This window comes from Paenibacillus sp. GYB003, assembly GCF_036577625.1.
Lineage (GTDB): Bacteria > Bacillota > Bacilli > Paenibacillales > NBRC-103111 > Paenibacillus_AB.
In genome coordinates this window covers 99,296-119,598 of the sequence record NZ_JARBDC010000007.1, presented here as the reverse complement: position 1 = coordinate 119,598, position 20,303 = coordinate 99,296, and the positions used below count along the sequence as shown (strand labels likewise).

General features: G+C 59.8%; 17 protein-coding genes. All 17 read right to left on the bottom strand.

The genetic code is table 11. The annotated features are described in order from the left end of the window. Window positions 1-102: 102 nt before the first annotated feature. Complete coding sequence (locus tag PV407_RS05200) at window positions 103-1,053, bottom strand: hypothetical protein (protein WP_332088826.1); 951 nt, start codon at window positions 1,051-1,053, stop codon at window positions 103-105. 58 nt (window positions 1,054-1,111) lie between these two features. Beyond that, a complete protein-coding gene (gene pepT, locus PV407_RS05195; protein WP_332088825.1) occupies window positions 1,112-2,350 on the bottom strand; it encodes a peptidase T in 1,239 nt (412 codons plus the stop codon). A gap of 786 nt (window positions 2,351-3,136) precedes the next feature. Then, complete coding sequence (locus tag PV407_RS05190) at window positions 3,137-3,973, bottom strand: aminoglycoside adenylyltransferase domain-containing protein (RefSeq protein ID WP_332088824.1); 837 nt, start codon at window positions 3,971-3,973, stop codon at window positions 3,137-3,139. Further along, on the bottom strand, window positions 3,966-5,210 hold the full coding sequence (locus PV407_RS05185) for an MFS transporter (protein WP_332088823.1): 1,245 nt from the start codon (window positions 5,208-5,210) through the stop codon (window positions 3,966-3,968). Before PV407_RS05185 ends, PV407_RS05190 begins: the two co-directional genes overlap by 8 nt. Window positions 5,211-5,416: 206 nt before the next feature. Continuing rightward, the gene (locus PV407_RS05180; RefSeq protein ID WP_332088822.1) at window positions 5,417-6,202 is read right to left on the bottom strand and encodes an ABC transporter ATP-binding protein; all 786 of its coding nucleotides are present in this window, start codon (window positions 6,200-6,202) and stop codon (window positions 5,417-5,419) included. After that, entirely contained in the window at window positions 6,199-7,104 is a 906-nt protein-coding gene (locus tag PV407_RS05175; protein ID WP_332088821.1) for a hypothetical protein, read from the bottom strand. Before PV407_RS05175 ends, PV407_RS05180 begins: the two co-directional genes overlap by 4 nt. Then, on the bottom strand, window positions 7,079-7,654 hold the full coding sequence (locus tag PV407_RS05170; protein WP_332088820.1) for an RNA polymerase sigma factor: 576 nt from the start codon (window positions 7,652-7,654) through the stop codon (window positions 7,079-7,081). The genes PV407_RS05175 and PV407_RS05170 overlap by 26 nt, the downstream gene beginning before the upstream one ends. A gap of 54 nt (window positions 7,655-7,708) precedes the next feature. Further along, the gene (locus PV407_RS05165) at window positions 7,709-9,967 is read right to left on the bottom strand and encodes a hypothetical protein (protein ID WP_332088819.1); all 2,259 of its coding nucleotides are present in this window, start codon (window positions 9,965-9,967) and stop codon (window positions 7,709-7,711) included. Next, a complete protein-coding gene (locus PV407_RS05160; RefSeq protein WP_332088818.1) occupies window positions 9,964-10,842 on the bottom strand; it encodes an ATP-binding cassette domain-containing protein in 879 nt (292 codons plus the stop codon). The genes PV407_RS05165 and PV407_RS05160 overlap by 4 nt, the downstream gene beginning before the upstream one ends. 121 nt (window positions 10,843-10,963) lie before the next feature. Then, the gene (locus PV407_RS05155) at window positions 10,964-12,112 is read right to left on the bottom strand and encodes an ABC transporter permease (RefSeq protein ID WP_332088817.1); all 1,149 of its coding nucleotides are present in this window, start codon (window positions 12,110-12,112) and stop codon (window positions 10,964-10,966) included. Between the two features lies 1 nt (window position 12,113). Further along, the gene (locus PV407_RS05150) at window positions 12,114-13,238 is read right to left on the bottom strand and encodes an ABC transporter permease (RefSeq protein WP_332088816.1); all 1,125 of its coding nucleotides are present in this window, start codon (window positions 13,236-13,238) and stop codon (window positions 12,114-12,116) included. Window positions 13,239-13,251: 13 nt separating this feature from the next. Then, window positions 13,252-14,190: an ABC transporter ATP-binding protein gene (locus PV407_RS05145; RefSeq protein WP_332088815.1), complete on the bottom strand. Its 939-nt coding sequence runs from the start codon at window positions 14,188-14,190 to the stop codon at window positions 13,252-13,254. A 117-nt stretch (window positions 14,191-14,307) separates the two neighbouring features. Then, complete coding sequence (locus PV407_RS05140; protein WP_332088814.1) at window positions 14,308-15,459, bottom strand: sensor histidine kinase; 1,152 nt, start codon at window positions 15,457-15,459, stop codon at window positions 14,308-14,310. Next, window positions 15,456-16,169, bottom strand: a complete 714-nt coding sequence (locus PV407_RS05135; RefSeq protein WP_332088813.1) for a response regulator transcription factor — start codon at window positions 16,167-16,169, stop codon at window positions 15,456-15,458. The genes PV407_RS05140 and PV407_RS05135 overlap by 4 nt, the downstream gene beginning before the upstream one ends. A gap of 199 nt (window positions 16,170-16,368) precedes the next feature. Continuing rightward, on the bottom strand, window positions 16,369-17,829 hold the full coding sequence (locus PV407_RS05130; protein WP_332088812.1) for an MFS transporter: 1,461 nt from the start codon (window positions 17,827-17,829) through the stop codon (window positions 16,369-16,371). A 183-nt stretch (window positions 17,830-18,012) separates the two neighbouring features. Then, window positions 18,013-18,537 (bottom strand): DinB family protein, encoded by a 525-nt coding sequence (locus PV407_RS05125; protein WP_332088811.1) that lies wholly within the window; start codon window positions 18,535-18,537, stop codon window positions 18,013-18,015. Between the two features lie 162 nt (window positions 18,538-18,699). Beyond that, window positions 18,700-20,175, bottom strand: a complete 1,476-nt coding sequence (locus PV407_RS05120; protein WP_332088810.1) for a protein adenylyltransferase SelO — start codon at window positions 20,173-20,175, stop codon at window positions 18,700-18,702. Between the last annotated feature and the right edge of the window lie 128 nt (window positions 20,176-20,303).

Below are 20,303 nucleotides of genomic sequence, written 5' to 3'. Positions count from 1 at the left end.
CTCGACGACCCGTGCACGCGCACATAGCGCTCTTTCGCGCACTATCACCGCGCTTGCGCCGGCTCCGCCGCCGGGATCGCGCTCTTTCGCACACGATCCCGGCTAACCCCGAGCGGCTTGCGCGCGAATCGCGTCGACCGCCCTCCGAAAAACGGCGGCGGCGTCCGCATCCTGAAACAGCGTCGCGCCCGCGTACAGCTGAATCCCCTGCGAAGGCACGGCGGATGCCGCCGTTTCCGTCAGCGATTCGGGAAAATCGAGCACGTCGAGAATCAGCTGCACGCTTTTGCCGGAGGGAACGAATTCGTGCGAACGCTCGAGCCACTCGCGTCCCCAGCCGGGCCCTTTGCCGCTCTTCCGGCAATAAATGAGCGGCGTGAACACGTCGATCGCTTCCGCCAGCATCCCGTAATCCTGCGCGAATATGCGGGTAAGCGCCCCGTCGAACTGCTCCGGCGTCCACGGACACATGTACGCGCCGACGATGCAGTCCGGGAGCCTGTCCTTGATCAGCGTCGCATAGCGCAGGGCGAAGCCGGCCACCTTCCGGCATTTGTGCGCTTTCCACTCCTCCGCGTACTCGGCCGAAATACGCTCGGGGGAGTCGGCGTCGATATTCGCGGTCCGGCAAAAATCGTCCACGCAGCGCGGACAAAAGCAGCTGTCCTGCAAATCCGGCTCCGGCGTTTCGAACCAGCCGGCATAGGTCAAATAATCGAGCCAAACGCCCCTCGGCCGGAAACGATTCAAGCCGTCGAGGAGTTGCTCCTCGATTTCGGCCAAATAATCCGTTTGCGACAAGCAGACGCCCTGCACGAGCCGCCCGTAGCGGATCGGCTTGCCGTCCGCGCCGATCGGGACGAGCTCCGGACGCTTCCCGAAATCGGCGCGAAACGTCTTGAACTCGACGCACGCCTCCAGCGCAAGCAATGCGCAATCCTCGAACGCTTGCTCCTGAAAGCCGTGAAACCATACGGCGTTCACGCCGAAATCTTTCACATCGCCCGGCAGCTTGGCGCTGCCGTAAGGGCCGAACAATAGCGGCATCGACATGCATATCGCTCCTCATCGGTTTCGATTCGTCCGATCCCACCCGCCTCGCCTCGAACCGCTACGCCTTCGCCGAGCGCTCGAACCGCTTGACGATTTCCAATATAACGTTCGTCGCCTTCACCATATTGTCGACGGACACGTATTCGTACCGGCCGTGGTAGTTTTCGCCGCCCGTAAACAAGTTCGGCGTCGGCAATCCCATGTACGACAGCTGGGAGCCGTCGGTTCCGCCGCGGACCGGCCGCACGACCGGCTCGATGCCGAGGCTCGTCATCGCCTCGCGGGCGATATCGACGATGTGCATGACCGGCTCGATTTTTTCGCGCATGTTGTAATATTGATCCCGCATCTCCAGCACGATGCGCTCCTCCCCGTATTCCTCCTGCAGCTCCTTGACGATGCGCGCCAGCTCCGCCTTCCGTTCTTCGAACCGGTCGCGGTCGAAGTCGCGGATAATATAGTTCAGCTTCGTCTCCTCCACGTTGCCTTGGATGGAAGTGAGGTGAAAGAAGCCTTCGTAGCCTTCCGTATGCTCGGGCGCTTCGGCCGCGGGCAGCCGGTTTTGGACGGCGACGGCGATTTTGGCGGAGTTGATCATTTTGCCTTTGGCCGTGCCCGGGTGAACATTTTTCCCTTTGCACGTAATGCGCGCGGCCGCCGCGTTGAAGCTTTCGTACTGCAGCTCGCCGAGCGGTCCGCCGTCCATCGTATAAGCGTACTCCGCACCGAAGGCGGCCACGTCGAAACGGTGCGGCCCTCTGCCGATTTCCTCGTCCGGCGTAAAGGCGACGCGCACTTTTCCGCGCTTTACCTCCGGATGCCGGAGCAAATAAGCCATCGCGGTCATAATTTCCGCCATGCCGGCTTTGTCGTCGGCTCCGAGCAGCGTCGTCCCGTCCGTCGTAATCAGCGTATGGCCCGCGTAGCCGGCCAGCTCGGGAAAATCCCGCGGCGACAGCACGATGCCCCGCTCCGCGTTCAGAACGATGTCGCCCCCGTCGTAACGCTCGACGACTTGCGGCCGGACGCCCGCGCCGGTAAAGTCGGTCGCCGTATCGAGATGGGCGAGGAAGCCGATCGTCGGAACCGGCTTGTCCGTATTGGCGGGAAGCGTGGCCATCACGTAGCCGTTCTCGTCCATCGTCACGTCCTCCATGCCGATCGCATTCAGCTCCTCGACCAGCATCCGGGCGAGCGTCAGCTGCCCGGGCGTCGACGGGCACGTCTCGCTGGCGTCGTCGGATTGGGTGTCCACCCGGACGTAGGACACAAATCGATTGATCATTTCCTCTTTCACGTCGCTTCAGCTCCTTTACGAACATTGTACTGCAACGAGCGCCGGAATGAAAACGAATTCCCCCAACCCGCAGCGGCGTTCCGGACGGAAATATGGGCGCTTATCGTTTCGAGCGCCCGTGTCATTCGACCATACCGTTCGGATTTTCGCTCATACAATGAGCGTGTAGTTAAAAAACACGTTAAGGCGGTGACTTGCATGTCCGGTATCGGAGGCATTGGCGGAGCAGGCGGTTGGTTTACGAGCACGGCGGTCATCCTCGTTCTCTTCATTCTTCTCGTTATCGTCTCGAGATCGTTTGTTTATTAATCGCTCGGCGGCACCGCAATAACTGTCCGCGGCTGCAAGCCGGCGCCGAATTCGCACCCGCGCCGGCTTGTTTGCGGCAAATCCTGTGGAGAGCTATGCAGTGAAATCCTATACCGATAAAGCAAAAAAACGCATTGTCCTGCGACCGGGACCGTGCGTTTTTTTGCTCGATTCGATTTTGACCCCGCCCCCTACCAGTCGTTCAAAATCGCCAAGTCGTGCCGGCGAAGTCGTGCCGGATCGGCAATCATTTCGATTTCGGAATGCAGGATCGTTTCGGAGTACCATTCGGGTCCAATACCGCAAGGAGTTTCTCAAAGTCTCCGGTTCGCGATGCCGCAAGGAACGCATCGACCTTCTCGCTCGCCACACCGGCGTCCATTGCGGGGACGTCCGCCGCGGCCGGGCGCAGCGAACGTTCATGCCGGCGGCAACCGGCCGTCATGAAAACTGTGGGAGCGCCGAACTCGCAATCCGTTACCGATGCTTTCGCATTTCCGATCGGGCGAAGTCCCGGAAGGCGAGAAGCGCCGCCCGGTCCCACTCCAGCCCGCCCGTCCTTCGCCGCTCCTCCGTCACCGCAACCGGAGAACGGTAAACGTCGAGCGCCCGCCGGATCAACGGACGATGCTCCGCCGGCAAAGCGCCGAGCCCCCACTCGCCGCCTTCGTCCTTGCTTTGGACCGACCGGTCGTTCTCGGCGAGCAGCCGGAGCACGCGGCAAACGTTCAGAACGCCGTAGAACGGCGTTTCCACGAGATGCTCGTCTTCCAAAATCCAGTTGAAATCGTCCAGCACCGATTCCATAAAATGCTTCCAGTCGACCTGCCCGAAAACGTCCGCAATCGGTTCGCCGTATACACATACGCCGCGCTGTACGACATACGTGAGGTTCGAAAACAAGTCCGGATCGGTACGCTCCCGGCTATAGTCCACTTCGCGGTTCAGAATTCGCTCATGCCACGACGGGCTGTAATGAATTTCGAACGGTATCGGCGCCGGCACGCGCTTGGCCGTATCGGCCGTAATCGCGCTCAGCTCGACGCCGCCCAACGTCGGCCTCCCGGCGGCCGCATTCGCGATCGATATACCGACCGATTCGGCCAGCTCGGAAGGCAGCTTGCCGTCCACGACGACGATCAGGTCGATATCGCTTTTGGGCCGATAATAGCTGCCCATGGCGAGCGAGCCGTGGAGATAAACGCCCGTCAACCGGCGCTCCAGTTCGCCGGCGAGCCGATCGACCAGATGGTCGACAAACCGTTTCAGATCCGCGTCGCAATCCGGCCAACGCTGCGGCTTCGATTCAACCATCCGCCCTCTCCTCCTTTGCGGGCTCGGGACGGCCGGCCGCGATCAGCGCTTTGTTGCCCAGCATCATGAAGCTTTGCGCAACAAGCAGCAAGCCGGTCCCGACCAGCAGCCATTCGACCCGAACGACGTCGGCGATCGGACCGAACACGAGCATGCCGAGCGGCATCATGCTGCTCGAAATCATCGCGAAGACGCCGAATACCCGGCCCAAATAGTTTTCCTCCACTTTTTGCTGCAGCAATACGGTGGACGGCGTATTGAACACCGGCATCGCGACCCCGATGATCGCCATGACGAGCAAATAGATCCAGAAATTCGGAATGACGCCGAGCGCGAACGTGCCGGCTCCCATCACGAACGTGGCGAGCACCATCGTATGCATTTTGTTTCGGAAGCCGCCCCACGACGCCATCGCGATGCCGCCCGCCATCATGCCGATCGAAAACGTCATTTCGATCGCGGTCAGCCGCCAGATGTCGCTGCCGAAGCTGCGCGTTACCTGCAGCGGCGTCAGAAAGGCGACCGGAGCGGCGAGCACCATGAAGACGGCGATGAAGACGAAAAACGTCTTCACGTATTCATGATCGCGAATATAGGCGAACCCTTCGCGCATGTCGCCGAAATAGCCGATTTTCTGCTTGTCCCGCGCTTTGGCGTGCGCCGGCACCCGCAAAAACAGCAGCAGCATCGAAACCGCGATCGCCGCCGTGACGACATCGATGAAAAAGATCGATTCGATCGACGCCATCGTAAGCAGCGCGCCGCTCAGCATCGGCGATACGAGCATCGTCAGCGACTGGACGCTGCCGTACGCCGCGTTCACCCGGGTCAGCTTGTCCTCCGGCACGAGCTGCGGCAGAAAAGCGCCGACCGCCGGCGTTTGGACGCCCGCCCCGAGCGCGCGTATGGCCGACATGACGAAGAGCGGCCACAGCGCGTCGTAGCCGGCCAGAAACAGGATCGCGAGCAGCAGCGTCGACAAAGCGATCGTCGAATCCGCGGCGATGATCAGCAGTTTCCGGTTGTAGCGGTCCGCCCAAACCCCGGCGAACGGGGACAGGAAGAAGGTCGGCAAAAAGCCGCAAACGATGGCGACCGTCATCATGACGCCCGATTGCGTGTTCAGCGTAATATACCACATCATGGCGTATTGGACCAAAGACGATCCGAAGAGCGATACCGTCTGGCTGGCCAAAAAGAGGGTAACGTTCCGTTTCCAATGCGCATGGATGTCCAAGCGATTTTCTCTCCTTCCGGTTTCTTTTTCCGCTTGTTACTAGGGTTGACCGAAAAGGCCGGATTCAAGCGGGAAATGGAAGCGATTATACGATACCACAGTTTGGCCCGACGGACGCAGGTACGCTTTTTTTAAAAGAAAAGCTTCCGAACGAAGCCGCCGCCGATCGCCGTTAAACGTCTCTGGAGACGTTGCTTTCGGAGAGTTTACGTTCCATGCCGATCGCCGCGCCGTCCGATATACGACATATAGACGTCCTCCAGCGTCGGCTCCCGCTCCGGGGGAAAGGCCGCCCCGCCTCGGACCGATTCGTGCAGCAGCGACGTTTTCCACTGCTGCGGCGTTTTCGGCCCTTCGACGCGTCCGTCCGCGAGAAACATCACCCGCTCGATCCAATGCTCGATTTCCGTCAAAATATGGCTCGCGATCACGATCACGCTGTAGCTCGCCAGCTCGTGCAGCCGCTCCATCACGTTCGTCCGCTCTTCCAGATCGAGCCCTTCCAGCGGTTCGTCCAGAAGAAGCAGATGCGGGTCGTTCAGCATCGCCTGCGCGATCGCCAGCCTTCTCCGCTGCCCGGTCGACAGCGCGCCGATGCGAAACTTGCGATAGTCGGCGAGACTGAACTGCTCCAGCATCTCCGTTACCCGGTCCGGAACGAGATGGGCGGGAATCAGCTTCATGCCGGCCGCGTACGTCAAGAAACGTTCGGCGTTCATCTCTTCGTAGAACGCGAACTGCTGGGGGACGTAGCCGAGCCGTTCCCGGAACCTTTTGTCCGCGAGCGTCCGCCCCTCGAGCACGAACCGGGCCGTCCCTTTGCCGAGCGATTGGATGCCGGCCATGCACTCCAGCAGCGTCGATTTGCCGCTGCCGTTCGGACCGAACAAGCCGTAAACGCCGGGCGGCAGCGAAAGCTCGACGCCCTCGAACGTCCACGGAGCGGAAAGCGAGCGGCGGAACGCCGCGCCATGCAGCTCGAACCGGGTCATATCGCCTCGCGCCCCCCTCTGCCGCGCCGCACCAAGCGGTAAGCGAGTATCGACAAGACGACCGTCAAGGCAATCCCGAGGAGGCGGCTCGTTCCCCAAAACGGATAGCCGGGCCCGCCGAACAAGTAAAACGGCCCGAGCGAATCCCGCAGCGTCAGCTGAAAAACCCACACGGCCGTGGACAGTCCGCCGCCGAGCCACGGACCGAAGCGAACGGCGGCGACGAACGCCAGCAGCGTGCACAAGCATAACGGGACGAGCCAGCTGACGATGAACGCAAACAGCGGGCCGGTCAGTCCGCCGATCGACAGAACGATGCTGGCCGCAAGCGCAAGCAAAATGTCGTAGAACACGATGATGCCGAGCCGCCCCGTCATCACCTCGACCGGCGAAACCGGAAACGTCGATTCCAGCTTGGCCATGGGCGTGCCGTACGATCGCAGCGCGTAAAAGACGCTGACCCCCGATACGAACGACGATACGATAAAAAAGCTGTTTACCCCTTCGCCGCCGGCAAGCGGCATCATGAGCGCGCCGGCAATCATGATGACGGCGGACACGATCCAGAACGACTTGGAAAACAGCCGCACTTGGGACGTAATGGAACGGATCAGCTTCAGCCATAACGACCCTTGCCCCGACTCGGCGACAAGCAGCCGGTCCGCGAACCGTACCCGCTCCGGTTCGACCAGCAGCGGAGCCAAACGGGTCAGCAGCGCCTGCGTCTGTTCGTCGGTCGGTCCGGCCACCTGGTATCGTTCCATTGCGCGGGCCGTTTCCTCGAACGCCGCACGGCCGAATCCGCCCGCGCATTCCGCATCCGCCCGCTCGCGCAGCTCCGGATCGTTCAGCTCGTTCCACAGCCGCTCCAGCCGTTCATCGCCGGCGTTTCGCCGCTCCATAAGGATCCGCCTCCTCTTTCTCCAGCATATGGGCCAACTTTTTAAACGTTTTGTACAGCTTCGTTTTAACCGAGCCGAGCGGCTGTTCCAGCGTTTCGGCGATTTCGTCCAGCTTCAGCTCGTGATAAAACCGCAGGACGACGATTTCCCTCTCGTCCTCCTCCAGGCCGCCGAGCGCGCGCACGACCGCTTCCCGTTCCCACTGCCGCTCCAGCAAGGACGATACGGTTTCCCCGTCCTCCCGGAGAGACAGCTTCTCCGCTTCCCACAGCGCTTCTTTGCGGTATGCCGACGATTTCCAAACATCCTTGCAAAGATTGGTCGCGATACGGTAGATCCACGGGCGAAACCGGCTCGGCAGCCGTCCCGAGCGAGCGGTCCGGAACAGCCGGACGAAGCATTCCTGGGACAAATCCTCCGCGAGCCTGGCGTCGCCCAGCATGCGCTGCAAATAGTCGTAAATCGGCTTATGATACCGGTACACGAGCGCCTCCATGCCGGCCCCGCTGCCGTCCGCGATCTGTTTCAGCAGTTCCTCGTCGGAAATCACCGGCATCCCTCCTTCTTTCCTTCGCGCCGTTAAGTATTCCGCCCGGCCGGGCCGTTACCGCGACGGCCGTTCGCCGGCCGACCCGTTCAAATATGCGGCGAAATCCGCATCCGTCCGGGAATCGTCTCCTTTATAATGACGCGCGAAATCGTACATCGCAACGATCGCCTTCGGAAAATCCGGTTTGCCCGCCCGTTCGTACACGCCGTTCATCGCCATATAGACCGGGTGCGGTTCGCCGTTCAGCCTATAGCTTTCCGGACGAAACAGCGGTCCGTCCTGCGGGCCGCCGCCGTGTTCGATCGATTGCGTGACGGCGTCCTTCATGTAGCGAAATAATCGAAGCTGCGCATCGGACGCGGTGCCGAGCGGCAAAACCGTCTCCGCAAGCAAAAATTGATCGAAATGCGACAGCTGGTCGCGGATCATCGAGGACGGACGAACCGAATGCGGCAAATTAACGTAACCGTTTTTATCGATCGGCTCCGCCCCCCGCACCGGAATCGGCAAATCGCGCGAAAGCCGGACATCGAGCAGCTCGCTTAGCGAAACGTCCGGATGATCGGTCCGGACGAGCCGGATGGAGTCGGGATAGTAAGCTTCCGGATTCATGAGCCCGGCCATTTCGGATATCGCGGTATAATGCTCGAGCAATTTGTCGGCAAGCCGCTTCGCCCTGGCCGGCGGGACTTGATTCGACAGCAGGACGGAGAGCTCCTTCCGGCCGTTCGATACGGTCCATTCGCTCACGTCCCCGCCGATCAGGCTGAATGCGCGCGCGCCCGAAGCCTCGAAGACGGTCCGCCGTTTGCCGTCCGCGCTCGGCAATTCCGTTCGCTTCCCGTTCGCAAACAGATTCATGCGCCCGGTCGTCTCCGTTTCCACGCGGAATTCCGCGGGCTGCCGGAGCGGCAAACGATCGCGGGCCGCTTCCTGCGCTTCCTCCGTGACGCGGCTGGGCTCCGGTTCGGCCAGCCGGCCGATGCCCGGATACGGATACCATCCGTAGCTGCCGGGCAGAAACAGCCGGTCGGCGTCGATAAACGCCCCCCGCTCCCAACGGACGCCGAGCAAATCGTTCAATCCTTCGCCCCCTTCGGAACCGCGCCAATACCAATCGTCGACCGCGCCGGCATAACCGATCGCGACGTCGGCGTTCGTTCCGGGCCGTACGGGCTGCGCCGGCACGACCCAGACGACGTCGCGTCCGGTTTCCCATTCGAAGGATGCCGCCGAGCCGTTTACCGTCAGTTCGTCGATCCGAAACCGGTGCCGCAGCGAAAGCGGGAATCGCGCCAACGCATCCGGGCCCTCGTGGCTCAGCCGCAGCGTACCGCTCACCTCCATCCGATGCTCCTCCAGGATGCGGAGCTTCAAATCGTACCGGAGCGGCTTGAGCGCGTCGTACCGCGGATCGGACGTTCGGTTGACGAGACCCCGATCGGAGGACGAGACGCGCTCGTAAGATGCGGCTCGCTCATGCCAGACGGAGTCGTTGACGGCGATGCCGATCGCCATCGTCGCGGCCGCGGCGGCAAAAAGCGGATAATAGACCCGCTTCCGTCTCCGCTCTTTGCGCCGAACCTGCTCGCGATACGCGAACGCGCCGAGCAAAGCGGCGATCAGCGCCGCGTAAACGAGACGGTGCATCCAATAGGTCGCGTCCCCCGTCAATCCCCAAAGCTCCGAGAAATACCCGGCGCCGGAGAAATCGAGAAGTCCGTAATCGAGCAGATGGATCCACGAGAACGGCACCATCCCTTGAAAAAATGCTTTGGCGAACAGCAGAAGCAGCAAAACGACGCCGAAGCTGTATAAATATGCGAGACGCCGGCGAGTCCGGCTGCCGATCCGGTAGCCGATCACGATCGTCAACGCCGTCGGAATCGGCATGCAGGCGAGCATGGCGATGCCGGGCGCCGTCGAGGATAACGACATTCCCGCCGTTCGCGAGACGCAGAAGTAACCGACGGCCGGCAAAAGCGAAATCGCGCCGAACGGAACGATCAAGGCGGCCATTCTGGCCGCATGGAGCTGACCCGAACGGTAAGGCAGCGCCTCCAGCAGCCGGTCGGCTTTGGACGCCGCGTCCCGCCTGGCCGCCATAACGGCCCAAAACTGGGCCAATACGATCGTGCACCACATGAATCGGTACGCGCTCTCCGACGCATATCGCCCGATATCGCCCGAGTAGGAATTGTCGATCGACGCTATCAACACCGAGACGAGCACCGCGACAAGCAAAAAAAGCGGCGATACGCTTCGGCGCATCAGCTTCCATTCGACCTTGACGTATGTCCAAAACGCGTTCATCCGCCCGACACCTCCGCTTGCAGCGCATCGATATAGGCGTCGTCGAGTCCGATGCGGGCGGGGATCGCCCCCTCGAACGGCTCGTCGTCGGACAATACGCGAATTTCGTGTCCGTAAGCCGCTTTCCGGGCGGAAATAAGCTTCAATTCCCGCTTGAGCGCCTCGAACCGCGACTCCGCCACGCAGCCCGTCCATACCCGGCCCCGCACCCGGTCGAGCAGCCTCTCCCGGGACCCTTCGTAAGCGAGGCGGCCCCGTTTCAGGACGGCAAGCTCGCTGCAGGCGTCGGCGATGTCGGCGACGACGTGCGTGGACAAGATGACGATCCGGTCGGCGCTCAAGCCGCTCAGCAGGCTCCGCAGACGCAGCCGCTCCTCCGGGTCGAGCCCGGCCGTCGGCTCGTCGACGATGACGAGCTTGGGCGATCCGAGCAGCGCCGCGGCGATCCCGATCCGCTGCTTCATGCCGCCGGAATAGCGGCCCGTCCGCTCCTTCGCCTTGTCGGTCATGTTCACGAGCTCCAGCACGGTTTCGACGGCTTCCTTCCGTCTGCGCGAATGCGTCATCCCTTTCATCGTCGCCGCGTAATCCAAATATTCGTAACCGGTCAGCTGTTTGTATATGCCGAACTCCTGCGGCAAATAGCCGAGCATCGCGCGAATCGCCGGGTCGTCCCGGCCGAGCCTGCAGTCGCCGATCGTGACCGTCCCCGCCGTAGCCGGGAGCGCGGTCGACAAGATGCGCATGAGCGTCGTTTTCCCCGCGCCGTTCGGGCCGAGCAAGCCGTACATGCCCTGCCGGATCGTAAGCGATATGTCCTCGAGCGCACGAAACGCCCCGTATGATTTGGCCAATTGGCTGATTTGAATGTGCACCGGCCGATGCCTCCCCGCATATGCAGCTGCAGACGCGCCTTCGCGCGCCTGCGGTCTTCAGACAGTATAACGAGCGAGCGGCGAAAAAGATTTCGGATCCGGCGATTTTTTCCTCGGAACCTTACACGAATTGCCGAATATCGTTGTTGCGGCCGAACCGGAACGTCGCGATCAGCGCGAACACGGCGGCGAAGGCGACGAGGATGGCCATGTTCAGGTACAGGCTGCCGAGCGAAAACCCTTGCTGAAGCTTGTTGATCATATCGAGCAGCCAATGCTGCGGCATGAATTTCGAAATGCGGCGCACCGTTTCCGGCATGATGTCCATCGGGAAGAAGCAGCCGGCGAGCAGGCACGTCGGTATAATGATCAGCGTTTGCATGGCGCCCGCGCTTCTGCTCGTTTTGGCGAAGGCGACGATCATCAGCGACAGGCCAATGGCCGTCAGCGCGAACAGCAGCAGCGCCGGAATCATCCGGCCGTACGAAATGCCCGAATCGATGCGGAACACGTTCTTCATGACGACCAGCGTCACGACGATTTGCACGAGCATGATGACGATATTGACGGCGACGTTCGAGAGCACGTACATTTTCGCCGATACGGGCGACGACAGCAGACGGAGGAACGTGCGGTTTTCTTTCTCCTTCAAAATCATTTCCGACATGTTGACCGCGGAAAACATCATGAACGTGATCAGGAACCCGATCGCTTGATACGTGACCGCCGTCGTGTTCGACGTATCCTGCAGCGTCTCCGCCGTTACCTTGAAGCTTTGCCGGCCGTACGCGGCGTACAGGGAGTCGAACCGGGCGTCGTCGCCCTGCGCGTTTTTGCCGATCGCGGCGACGGTGCCGACATAGCTGTTCAGCATCGCCTTGACATAGGCGGTCGCCTGCGCGCCTTTGACGGAGACGACGGTCAGCTGCTCCGGCGCGCCTTGCCGCACGCTTGCCGCGAACCCTGGGCCGAAGACGATGCCGCTGTCCAGCTTGCCCGCGGCGATCGCGTCGTTCATCGCTCGTTCGTCCGGGACGGCCGTCGTTTTGACTTGACCGAGCCCTTCAAGAAACCGGATCGCATCCTGCGTGATCGCCTGACCGCCGTCGTTGTTCAAAATGCCGACGCGGAGCGAACCGCTGCCGTCGCCGCTCACGAACAAGGAGACGAGAACGCCGACGATCGGCAGGCCGATATAAACGAACCAGCTTCTTTTGCTGCGGAACGTGCCTGCGATCGTTTTGCGGATCAGCCATATCATTTCTTTCATATTAGAACGCCTCCCGTTTGCGTATGGAGATGACGGCGACGGTCAGAAAAACCGCGGCGACGCCGATATTGAGCAGGACCGCCGGCCAAACGGCCGCCAAATTGTCGTTGTAGATGATTTGCGTCAAAGCCGTATTCGCCCAGCGCAGCGGCGACAATTGGGTCAGCACGGTCATAAATCCTTCCGTGTCGCCGATCGGAAAATACGCCCCGCCGATAAAGGAGGCGATCTGGGTGAAAATCGTCATGATCGCTCCGGCGCCGTCGCCCTTGACGAGGAAGCTTACGCCGAGCCCGAGGCTGACGGCGAGCACCACTTCGGTGAGCAGGACGAGAAACACCGGGCCGTAATGATCGCCCCAATCGGCGCCGAACGCGAATTTGCTGAACAGGACGACGGCCACGACGCAGAGCAGGTTGATGAACGTGCAGCCGACGATTTTGCCGATGAAGATGTCCCCTTTGCGGACGGGAGCCGCCATCAGGCGGATCGCGGTATTGCGGGTCCGTTCGCTGCGGAACAGCGAGCTGGCCGACATGACGGAGTAGAGCGCGATCATCGTCGTCATCGCGATGGCGTAATAATCGATGGAGCCGGGTTGTTTGCCCGGATTCAGCGCCGTTTCCTTGACGAAATCGCCGCCTTGCCCGGCGCTGCGCACGATCGCCTGCGCCGACGCGGGATCGATCCCGAAGGCGGCGGCCGCGAGCGAGTAGCGGTCGGCGAACGCCGTCAGCATGCCCTGCACGATGCCGCTCTCGATCGCATGTTTGCTGCTGCCGTAAAAGCGGATGCCGGCATCGCCGACTTCCGCATAGGCGGTATATCGACCCGAGCGGACTTCCTCCCGGCCGTCGGCGCCCGCCTCCGCCTTGCCGATCTTCACGCCTTCCTTGCCGATCGCCTCCGCAAAGCCGTTCCACGCCGCCGACAGCTGGGGATTCGACCATTCGCTCTTCACGAGCAGCCGCAAATCGCCGATCGTCGCGCGGGACTCGAACGCGTTCGACAGCGCCGAGCCGAGAATGAGCATCAGCACGATCGGCAGCGCGAGCATGAACAGAAACGTCCTTCTGTCGCGGAGGTGGGAGCGGACTTCTTTGACCGCAATATGCCAGATGTTCATCGCCTTCGCCCCCTCAGTCCCGCAAGTTCCGGCCGGTCAAGGTAAGGAACACCGTTTCCAAATTCGGCGCCTGCTCCTCGACCGAGCGGATCTCCGCTTGATCCTTGATCAGCTGCTGGATAATCCGGTTCAAATTGTTGACCTCGGCCTTCGACACGATTTTCAGCGTATGCTCCTCCAGGCGGACCGAGTCGACGCCCTGGATCGCCTTGATCGGCTCGACCTGCACCGACTCGCCCGTTTTGACGCCGATCCATATTTCCTTCGAGTCGGTGATGATCGACTTCAGCTGCTCCTTCGTGCCTTCCGCGATAATTTTGCCGTGGTCGACAATGGCGATGCGGGTGCAAATTTCTTCGACTTCCTCCATGTAATGGCTCGTATAAATAATCGTGCAGCCCATCTCGTTCAGCTTGCGGACCGAGTTCAAAATGTAGTTCCGCGAATGCGGGTCGATTCCGACCGTCGGTTCGTCCATAATGATCAGCTTCGGCCGGTGCGCGATCGCGCAGGCGATGTTGAGCCGGCGCTTCATGCCGCCCGAGAAATGTTTCGGAAAGCTTTTATGCTTGTCGCCGAGACCGACGAATTCGAGCGCTTCCTCGGTCCGTTCCTTCAGCAGCGCCCCCCGCAGGCCGTACAACCCGGCGAAAAAGCTCACGTTCTCGTAGGCGGTCATGTCTTCGTAAATGGCCAAATCCTGCGGCACGATGCCGGTGTTCATTTTGGCGAATTTGCCGTGCTTCGCGATGCTTTTGCCGAGCAGCGCGATTTCGCCCTTCGTCGGGCGGAGCAGCGACGCGATCATATTGATCGTCGTGCTTTTGCCCGCTCCGTTCGCGCCGAGAAAGCCGAATAGTTCCCCCTCGCGCACGTTCAGAGACATATTGTCGACGGCGACGAAATCGCCGAATGTTTTCGTCAAGCCGCGAATTTCCAGTACGTTGCTCACCCGAATCACTCCTCGTTCGTTATGCCCCTATTGTAATAAAAGAGGATGCCCTTATGTCAGTGCATAAGTTCATCCTCGATCTATGAGAAATTTCACTTTATTCGGATATGAACAACTTCACCGGCTCTCGTACGGCAGCAGCGTCGTCACGCTGAACCCGTTCGTCCCGTCGACGATGACCGTCCCGCCCGCGGCGGCGGCCCGCTCCTCCATGCCGACGATGCCGAGCCCTTTCACGACTTTCTCCGCTCCGACGCCGTTGTCCGAAACGACCGCCTTAATGAATTTGTTCAGCACCCGGACTTCGATGTGGATGGCGGACGCTTTCGCGTATTTGAGCGCGTTCGTGACCGCTTCGGTCGCGTTTCGCTGGATGATGCTCCACTGGATCGGCGTAATGACGTCGATGTCCCCGTCGCACGACAGCGTCGCGGTGACCGTCTCCTTGGCCGACAGCTCGTCCACGAACAAGCGGAGCCGGTTCACGCCGAGCTCCTCCGGCCGCGGCTTCACGTCTTTCAGCGTCAGCCGGATTCGCTCCAGCCCTTCCTTGGAAATGGCGATCGCATTGCCGAGCAGCTCGGACGCCTTGTCCCGGTCGGTCTGCAGCAGCCGCCGCGACGCTTCCATCTGGATGAGCGCGCCCGCCATCGCGTGTCCGACCTCGTCGTGAATGCGCTGGGACAGCCGGCCCCGCTCCTCCAGCTTGATCGTATACTCGGATTGGCGAATGTATTCGTTGTTTTCGCTTAAAGACCGGGCCAGCCGCTGCAAATCTTCCCGCATCCGTTCCCGCTCGTCCTCCAGTCTCGCGAGCTTGTCGCTAAACGCGGCGCCGCACGCCTGCAGCAAATAGCCGAGCAGGCCGCACAGCAAATACGGCGGAATCAAGCCGACGGAAACGAAACCGGCCGGCGCCAGCATGAGAAGAAGCGCGACCGGCCTTCGCGGCGTGTACGACGAGACGAGCTCGTACACGTTGGCGGGAAGCAGCAATAGCAGCAGCGGCTCCAGGCGGAACGCGGCCAGCAGGACGAGCGCGGCCGACAGCGCGGCGAACAGCCGTTTCGGGTTCGCCTTTTTGAATATCGGAATCGTCACGTTGACGGCCGCATACAGCAAGTACGCCAGCATGTGCCAAGGGCCGACCGCGGCGGCGGAATCGGCCAGAAACGCGGCCGCCACGACGTACCCGAGCACCGCCGCTTTATTGCCGATCGTCCAAAATTCCATATGCGCGCGGATCGGGGAATGACCGTTCTCTCTCATGCGTCCGGCATTCTCGCTTCGCCCGTCAGCACGTAAATCGCGATTTGCGTCCGATGCTCGAGCCCCGTCTTGTTTAATACGGACGTGATGTAGTTGGCGACCGTTCCTTCGGAGATGAACAGCGTTTTGGCGATTTCTTTGTTGGACAGCCCTTTGGCGATATGCTCCATAATGTCGAGCTCGCGTTCCGTGAACAGGCTCCGGTCGATTTTGCCGGCGCTTCGGGCGGCGGGGGGAGCCGATGCGCGGGCGGCTTCCGCCGAAGGCGCCGCCGGGGGTGTCGCGGCGTTTTGGCCTGCGAGCAGGTTGTTGATTTTATCGAGGACGACGTCCTGCAGGACGCGATGGTCGTTGCAGACGCTCTTGATCGCGTCGCGAATCCGCTCGGGGTCGTTGTTTTTCAGCAAATAGCCGCGCGCCCCCGCCTTGACCGCTTCGAGAATGAATTCGTCGTCGTCGAACGTCGTCAAGATGAGCGGCTTGACGTTCGTTTGCTCCGTCAGCAAACGGGTCGCCTCGACGCCGTTCATATTCGGCATGCGCACGTCCAGCAGCGCGACGTCCACCTCGTTTTGCCGGCAAAACGCGACCGCTTCCGCACCGTCTTCGGCCGTTCCGACCACGTCGAACTCCTCGAAGCTGGTCAAGATGATTTTCATCCCTTCCCGGATAAACGAATTGTCGTCCGCGATCAGCACTTTGATTTTCATGTCCGGCCCGCCTCCTATCGTCTGGAACTATTATAGCAGATGACGGGCTTGGCGAGGGCACTGGACGCTCGGGCATGAAAGCTTCGCTTTTCGGAACGCGTCGAGCCGCGAACGTCCGCCAGTATACGTATTGTCGGCAAGTTGAGATACTACGAGGCCGGTGGGCATGCAACAAACCGTAAGTTGGCGGGTCCATTAGTCATTTGGAAGGTTTGGCCAACCTGCTACCCTGTCTATCATTCTTTAATCCGATACTTGCGATTAGTGCGAAGATCACTGCAATGGTAACCATCAGAAATGAATCGGAATAGCTTATGGCATCTAACCTATAGATGGGGTTTAACGGAAACTCAGCATCTCTTCGTGCATGCAGAAATGCTCCAATGAGGCTGGCTCCCGTTCCTGCCCCAAGATACAATGCACCCTGGAAAAATCCCATACCTGCTCCAACCATATCCTTCTGAAGAACGGCTATAGCAGAATTAGTGGCGGGCGAATTAACAAAAGCAAAAGCTATTCCCGCCCCCATGACTCCCACGGAACTCAGAAGGGGGGATGCCCCCGGGGCAAATGCCGACAAGAAAAAAGTGGAAATTCCCATTACGATGAGCCCAGCAACAATAAGCGATTTGGTCCCAACACGATCGGATATTCGGCCAACCCATGGCGAAAGGAGTGCAACAGCCGCACCTCCTGGTAAAAGCGTTAAACCCGCTTCGCCGGGGGTGAGTTCGTTAATTTCCAGATTAAGCAACGGTACGTATACAAGGACCGCAAAATAGACGAACGCCGACAAAAATGCTACAGCCACAGCGTTCACATAGCATTTGTTTTTGAACAGGATCGGCGGTACGAACGGATTGCTTGCCGCGCCAATACGCCAAATGAATCCGATCATGGAAACAAGAGAACCCAAAAGACTTCCTACGGCAGTAAATGAGGTAAAGCCGTTGCTTTCCCCTTGCGTTACCCCCAAAAGGAATAGTCCCACGGTAAGACCTAGTAGAGCACCGCCCGCCATATCAAATCCTCGCTCGGTTCCACCTGCTATCCCCGGTTTCATTCCCGGCAGAGCAGGCAGAGCAAAGATAGACCCGACTACGATGAGGAGCGACAGGATCAAGGTTACCCAGAATAAAGCCGGCCATCCCCAAGTTTGACCGACAACGCCTCCGAAGATCGGTCCAAAGGCAGTTCCTATACCGATACACCCCGCAACAACTCCTAATGCGGCGCCACGTTTCCCTTCCGCAAAAACCTTCGAAACCGCCACAACAGATAAGACCGGTATGGCAGACATTCCAGCCCCTTGAACCATCCGGCCGAATACCAATACCGGCAGGCTGGGAGCAAGAATGCAGATCAAACTTCCAATGCTCAATACGGAAGTGGCAAGAATGTACAGTTTCCTGAGTTCAATAAAATCGGACATCCGGCCGTATAGAGGAATACCAATGGCAAGCAGAAGTGTAATTCCAGTCACTATCCAACTTACTTGAGCCTTCGAAGCTTGCAGGGATTCACTGATGAGACCAAGAACGGGGTTCACCATATCCACCGTGATGGCAGCCAATAAGGATGACAAGACAAGGACCATCATTAATAATTTGGTGGACACCCGGTTTTGTACAGCTTCATTTTGTTTTGTCTTTGCATTCATTTGGACAAGCCTCCTAAAATTTTTGATTGCTTATTTTAGGAGGCTTGATCATCTGCTTTCTTGACCACTTACCGTTCACCCTTCCTACATGGTACAAGAGGTATCTTGCTTGCGCGCAGCATACCGCCATCTCTTCCCGCCAGCGCTCCTCTTATTTTCTCAGACGTTTCCCTTGAGTCGTCGTTATTTTTTTAATATACCTAAATATTCGCTCCATGGCCCGACATCCGCTCTGTACCGCTCGGCCATGACCCGGACGATTTGCGCGATGTGCGTCAGATCGTGAGCGACCCACGTGGAAATCAGCTCCCTTGCTTTCACGACGCCGAATGCGGGATGATAGCCCGTCCATTCCAACTGCGATTCGGACTCGACCATAGCCTGGAGCTTGGATATATTTTCGGCGCGAATCGTTTGGAACTCGAGCAGCTTTTGTTCGATCGGCGTTTCGCGCTTCTCGCGCAAGTGCGCGTAACGGTCGAATGGCGGAAACGGCTTGCTTTCGCCTTCCCGGAGTATCCGGTCCAGCCTCGGGATCCAGTTCGTTTTCTCCGCTTCGATCAAATGCTCGATCACTTCGATCGCATTCCACGTCCCTTCGCCTTCGTTGCAGGTCAGCCAACCGCCGGATAACCCGGACAAAAACGATTCCAACGTTCGCGGCGTACGCTCCAAAACCTCGACCGCTTCGTTCAGATCAAAAACCATATAAGATCGCTCCTTCCCGGCCCGCTGCGGCTTTTCTCGACCGTCTCTTTCCATCTTATCACGGATCGGCCTATGTCTTAAGTCGGCAGCGGCACGGGAAGGAAAAAAAGAGGGGCAGTCCCCTCTTTCGCGATGTCCTTGCGACGGCGGCCCTCATTCGGTTCACGTGCCGCAAAACGTTCGGTACGGACAAGCGGAAGGCTCGGGAGGCGCCGCATATGCCTCCTGCTCCGGAGTATGCGCGAACGGGGACGACAAAACGCCGAGCAGCTTCTCCATCACGCTGTAGTCGCCTCGCTCCACCGCCGCTTCCAGTGCCTCCTCGACCCGGTGATTGCGCGGAATGACCGCCGGATTGCTGCTGCGCATCAAACCGTGCGAGGAAGCTTGCGATGGCTGCTGTCTGCCCTGTCTCGCCCGCCATCTCTCACACCACCGGGCGAACTCCGGCGAGCCGGACATAGCCGTCTCCTCCGGCTTGTCGAACGTCAAGGCGCGGAACGTGTTCGTATAATCCGCCCGATGGTTTTTCATCATGTCGAGCAGGTCGGTTATAAGCGATTCGTCCTCCGGCTCTTCGCCCAAAATGCCCAGCTTCGCCCGCATTCCCGTGAGCCAATGCCCTTGATACTGACCTGTAAAAGCCGCGATCTCGTCCTCGGCCAGCTTGACGGCCTGCTCCTCGTCGTCGTGCAGCAGCGGCAACAAAGCTTCGGCGAACCTCGCGAGATTCCAAGCCGCGATATACGGCTGGTTGCCGTACGCATAGCGGCCCTGGGCATCGATGGAGCTGAATACCGTCGCCGGGTCGTACGTATCCATGAAGGCGCAAGGACCGTAATCGATCGTTTCACCGCTAATTGCCATATTGTCGGTATTCATCACGCCGTGAATAAAGCCGACAAGCTGCCACCGGGCGATCAGATCGGCCTGACGCTTGATCGTTTCTTGGAGGAGCCTTAGATGGCGATCCCCGTCAAGCGTAACCTCGGGAAAATGTCTTCGCAGCGTATAATCCGCCAGTTTCCGCAAATCGTCGGTCGTTCCCCATGTCGCGGCAAATTGAAACGTCCCGACGCGCAAATGACTGGAAGCGACCCGGGTCAAAACGGCGCCGGTCAGCTCGGTTTCGCGGACGACGGCTTCCCCGGTCGTCGTCACGGCCAAGCTGCGGGTCGTGGGGATTCCGAGCGCATGCATCGCTTCGCTAACGATGTATTCGCGCAGCATCGGCCCGAGAGCCGCCCGACCGTCGCCCCGGCGGGAATACGGCGTTTTGCCCGGACCTTTGAGCTGAATATCGAACCGCTCGCCCTGGGGGGTCATCTGTTCGCCGAGAAGGATAGCCCGGCCGTCGCCGAGCATCGTAAAATGCCCGAATTGATGCCCGGCATAAGCTTGTGCAATCGGCTTGGCCCGTTCGGGCATCCGGTTGCCGGCAAACAGATCGGCGCCCTCTTCCGTTTGCAGCGCTTGAACGTCCAATCCGAGCGAAGCCGCGAGCGGCTGATTCAGCACGACCAGTTTCGGCGAGCTCACGGGTGTCGGCAGCTGCTTGGAAAAAAATAACTCCGGCAGACGGGCGTAACTGTTGTCGAAATTCCACCCGGCATGTACGGCTGTTTTTTGTTCGATCATCGGATCTCCTTGTTCGGGTTTGACGTTGTTTCGGTCCATGGATGGCCTTCCCCTCTAGGATTTTCTTCCTCGGGCTTATTATACCGCATATTTTTGGGAAGCGGCGTTTCCGTTTCATAGCGGCTTTT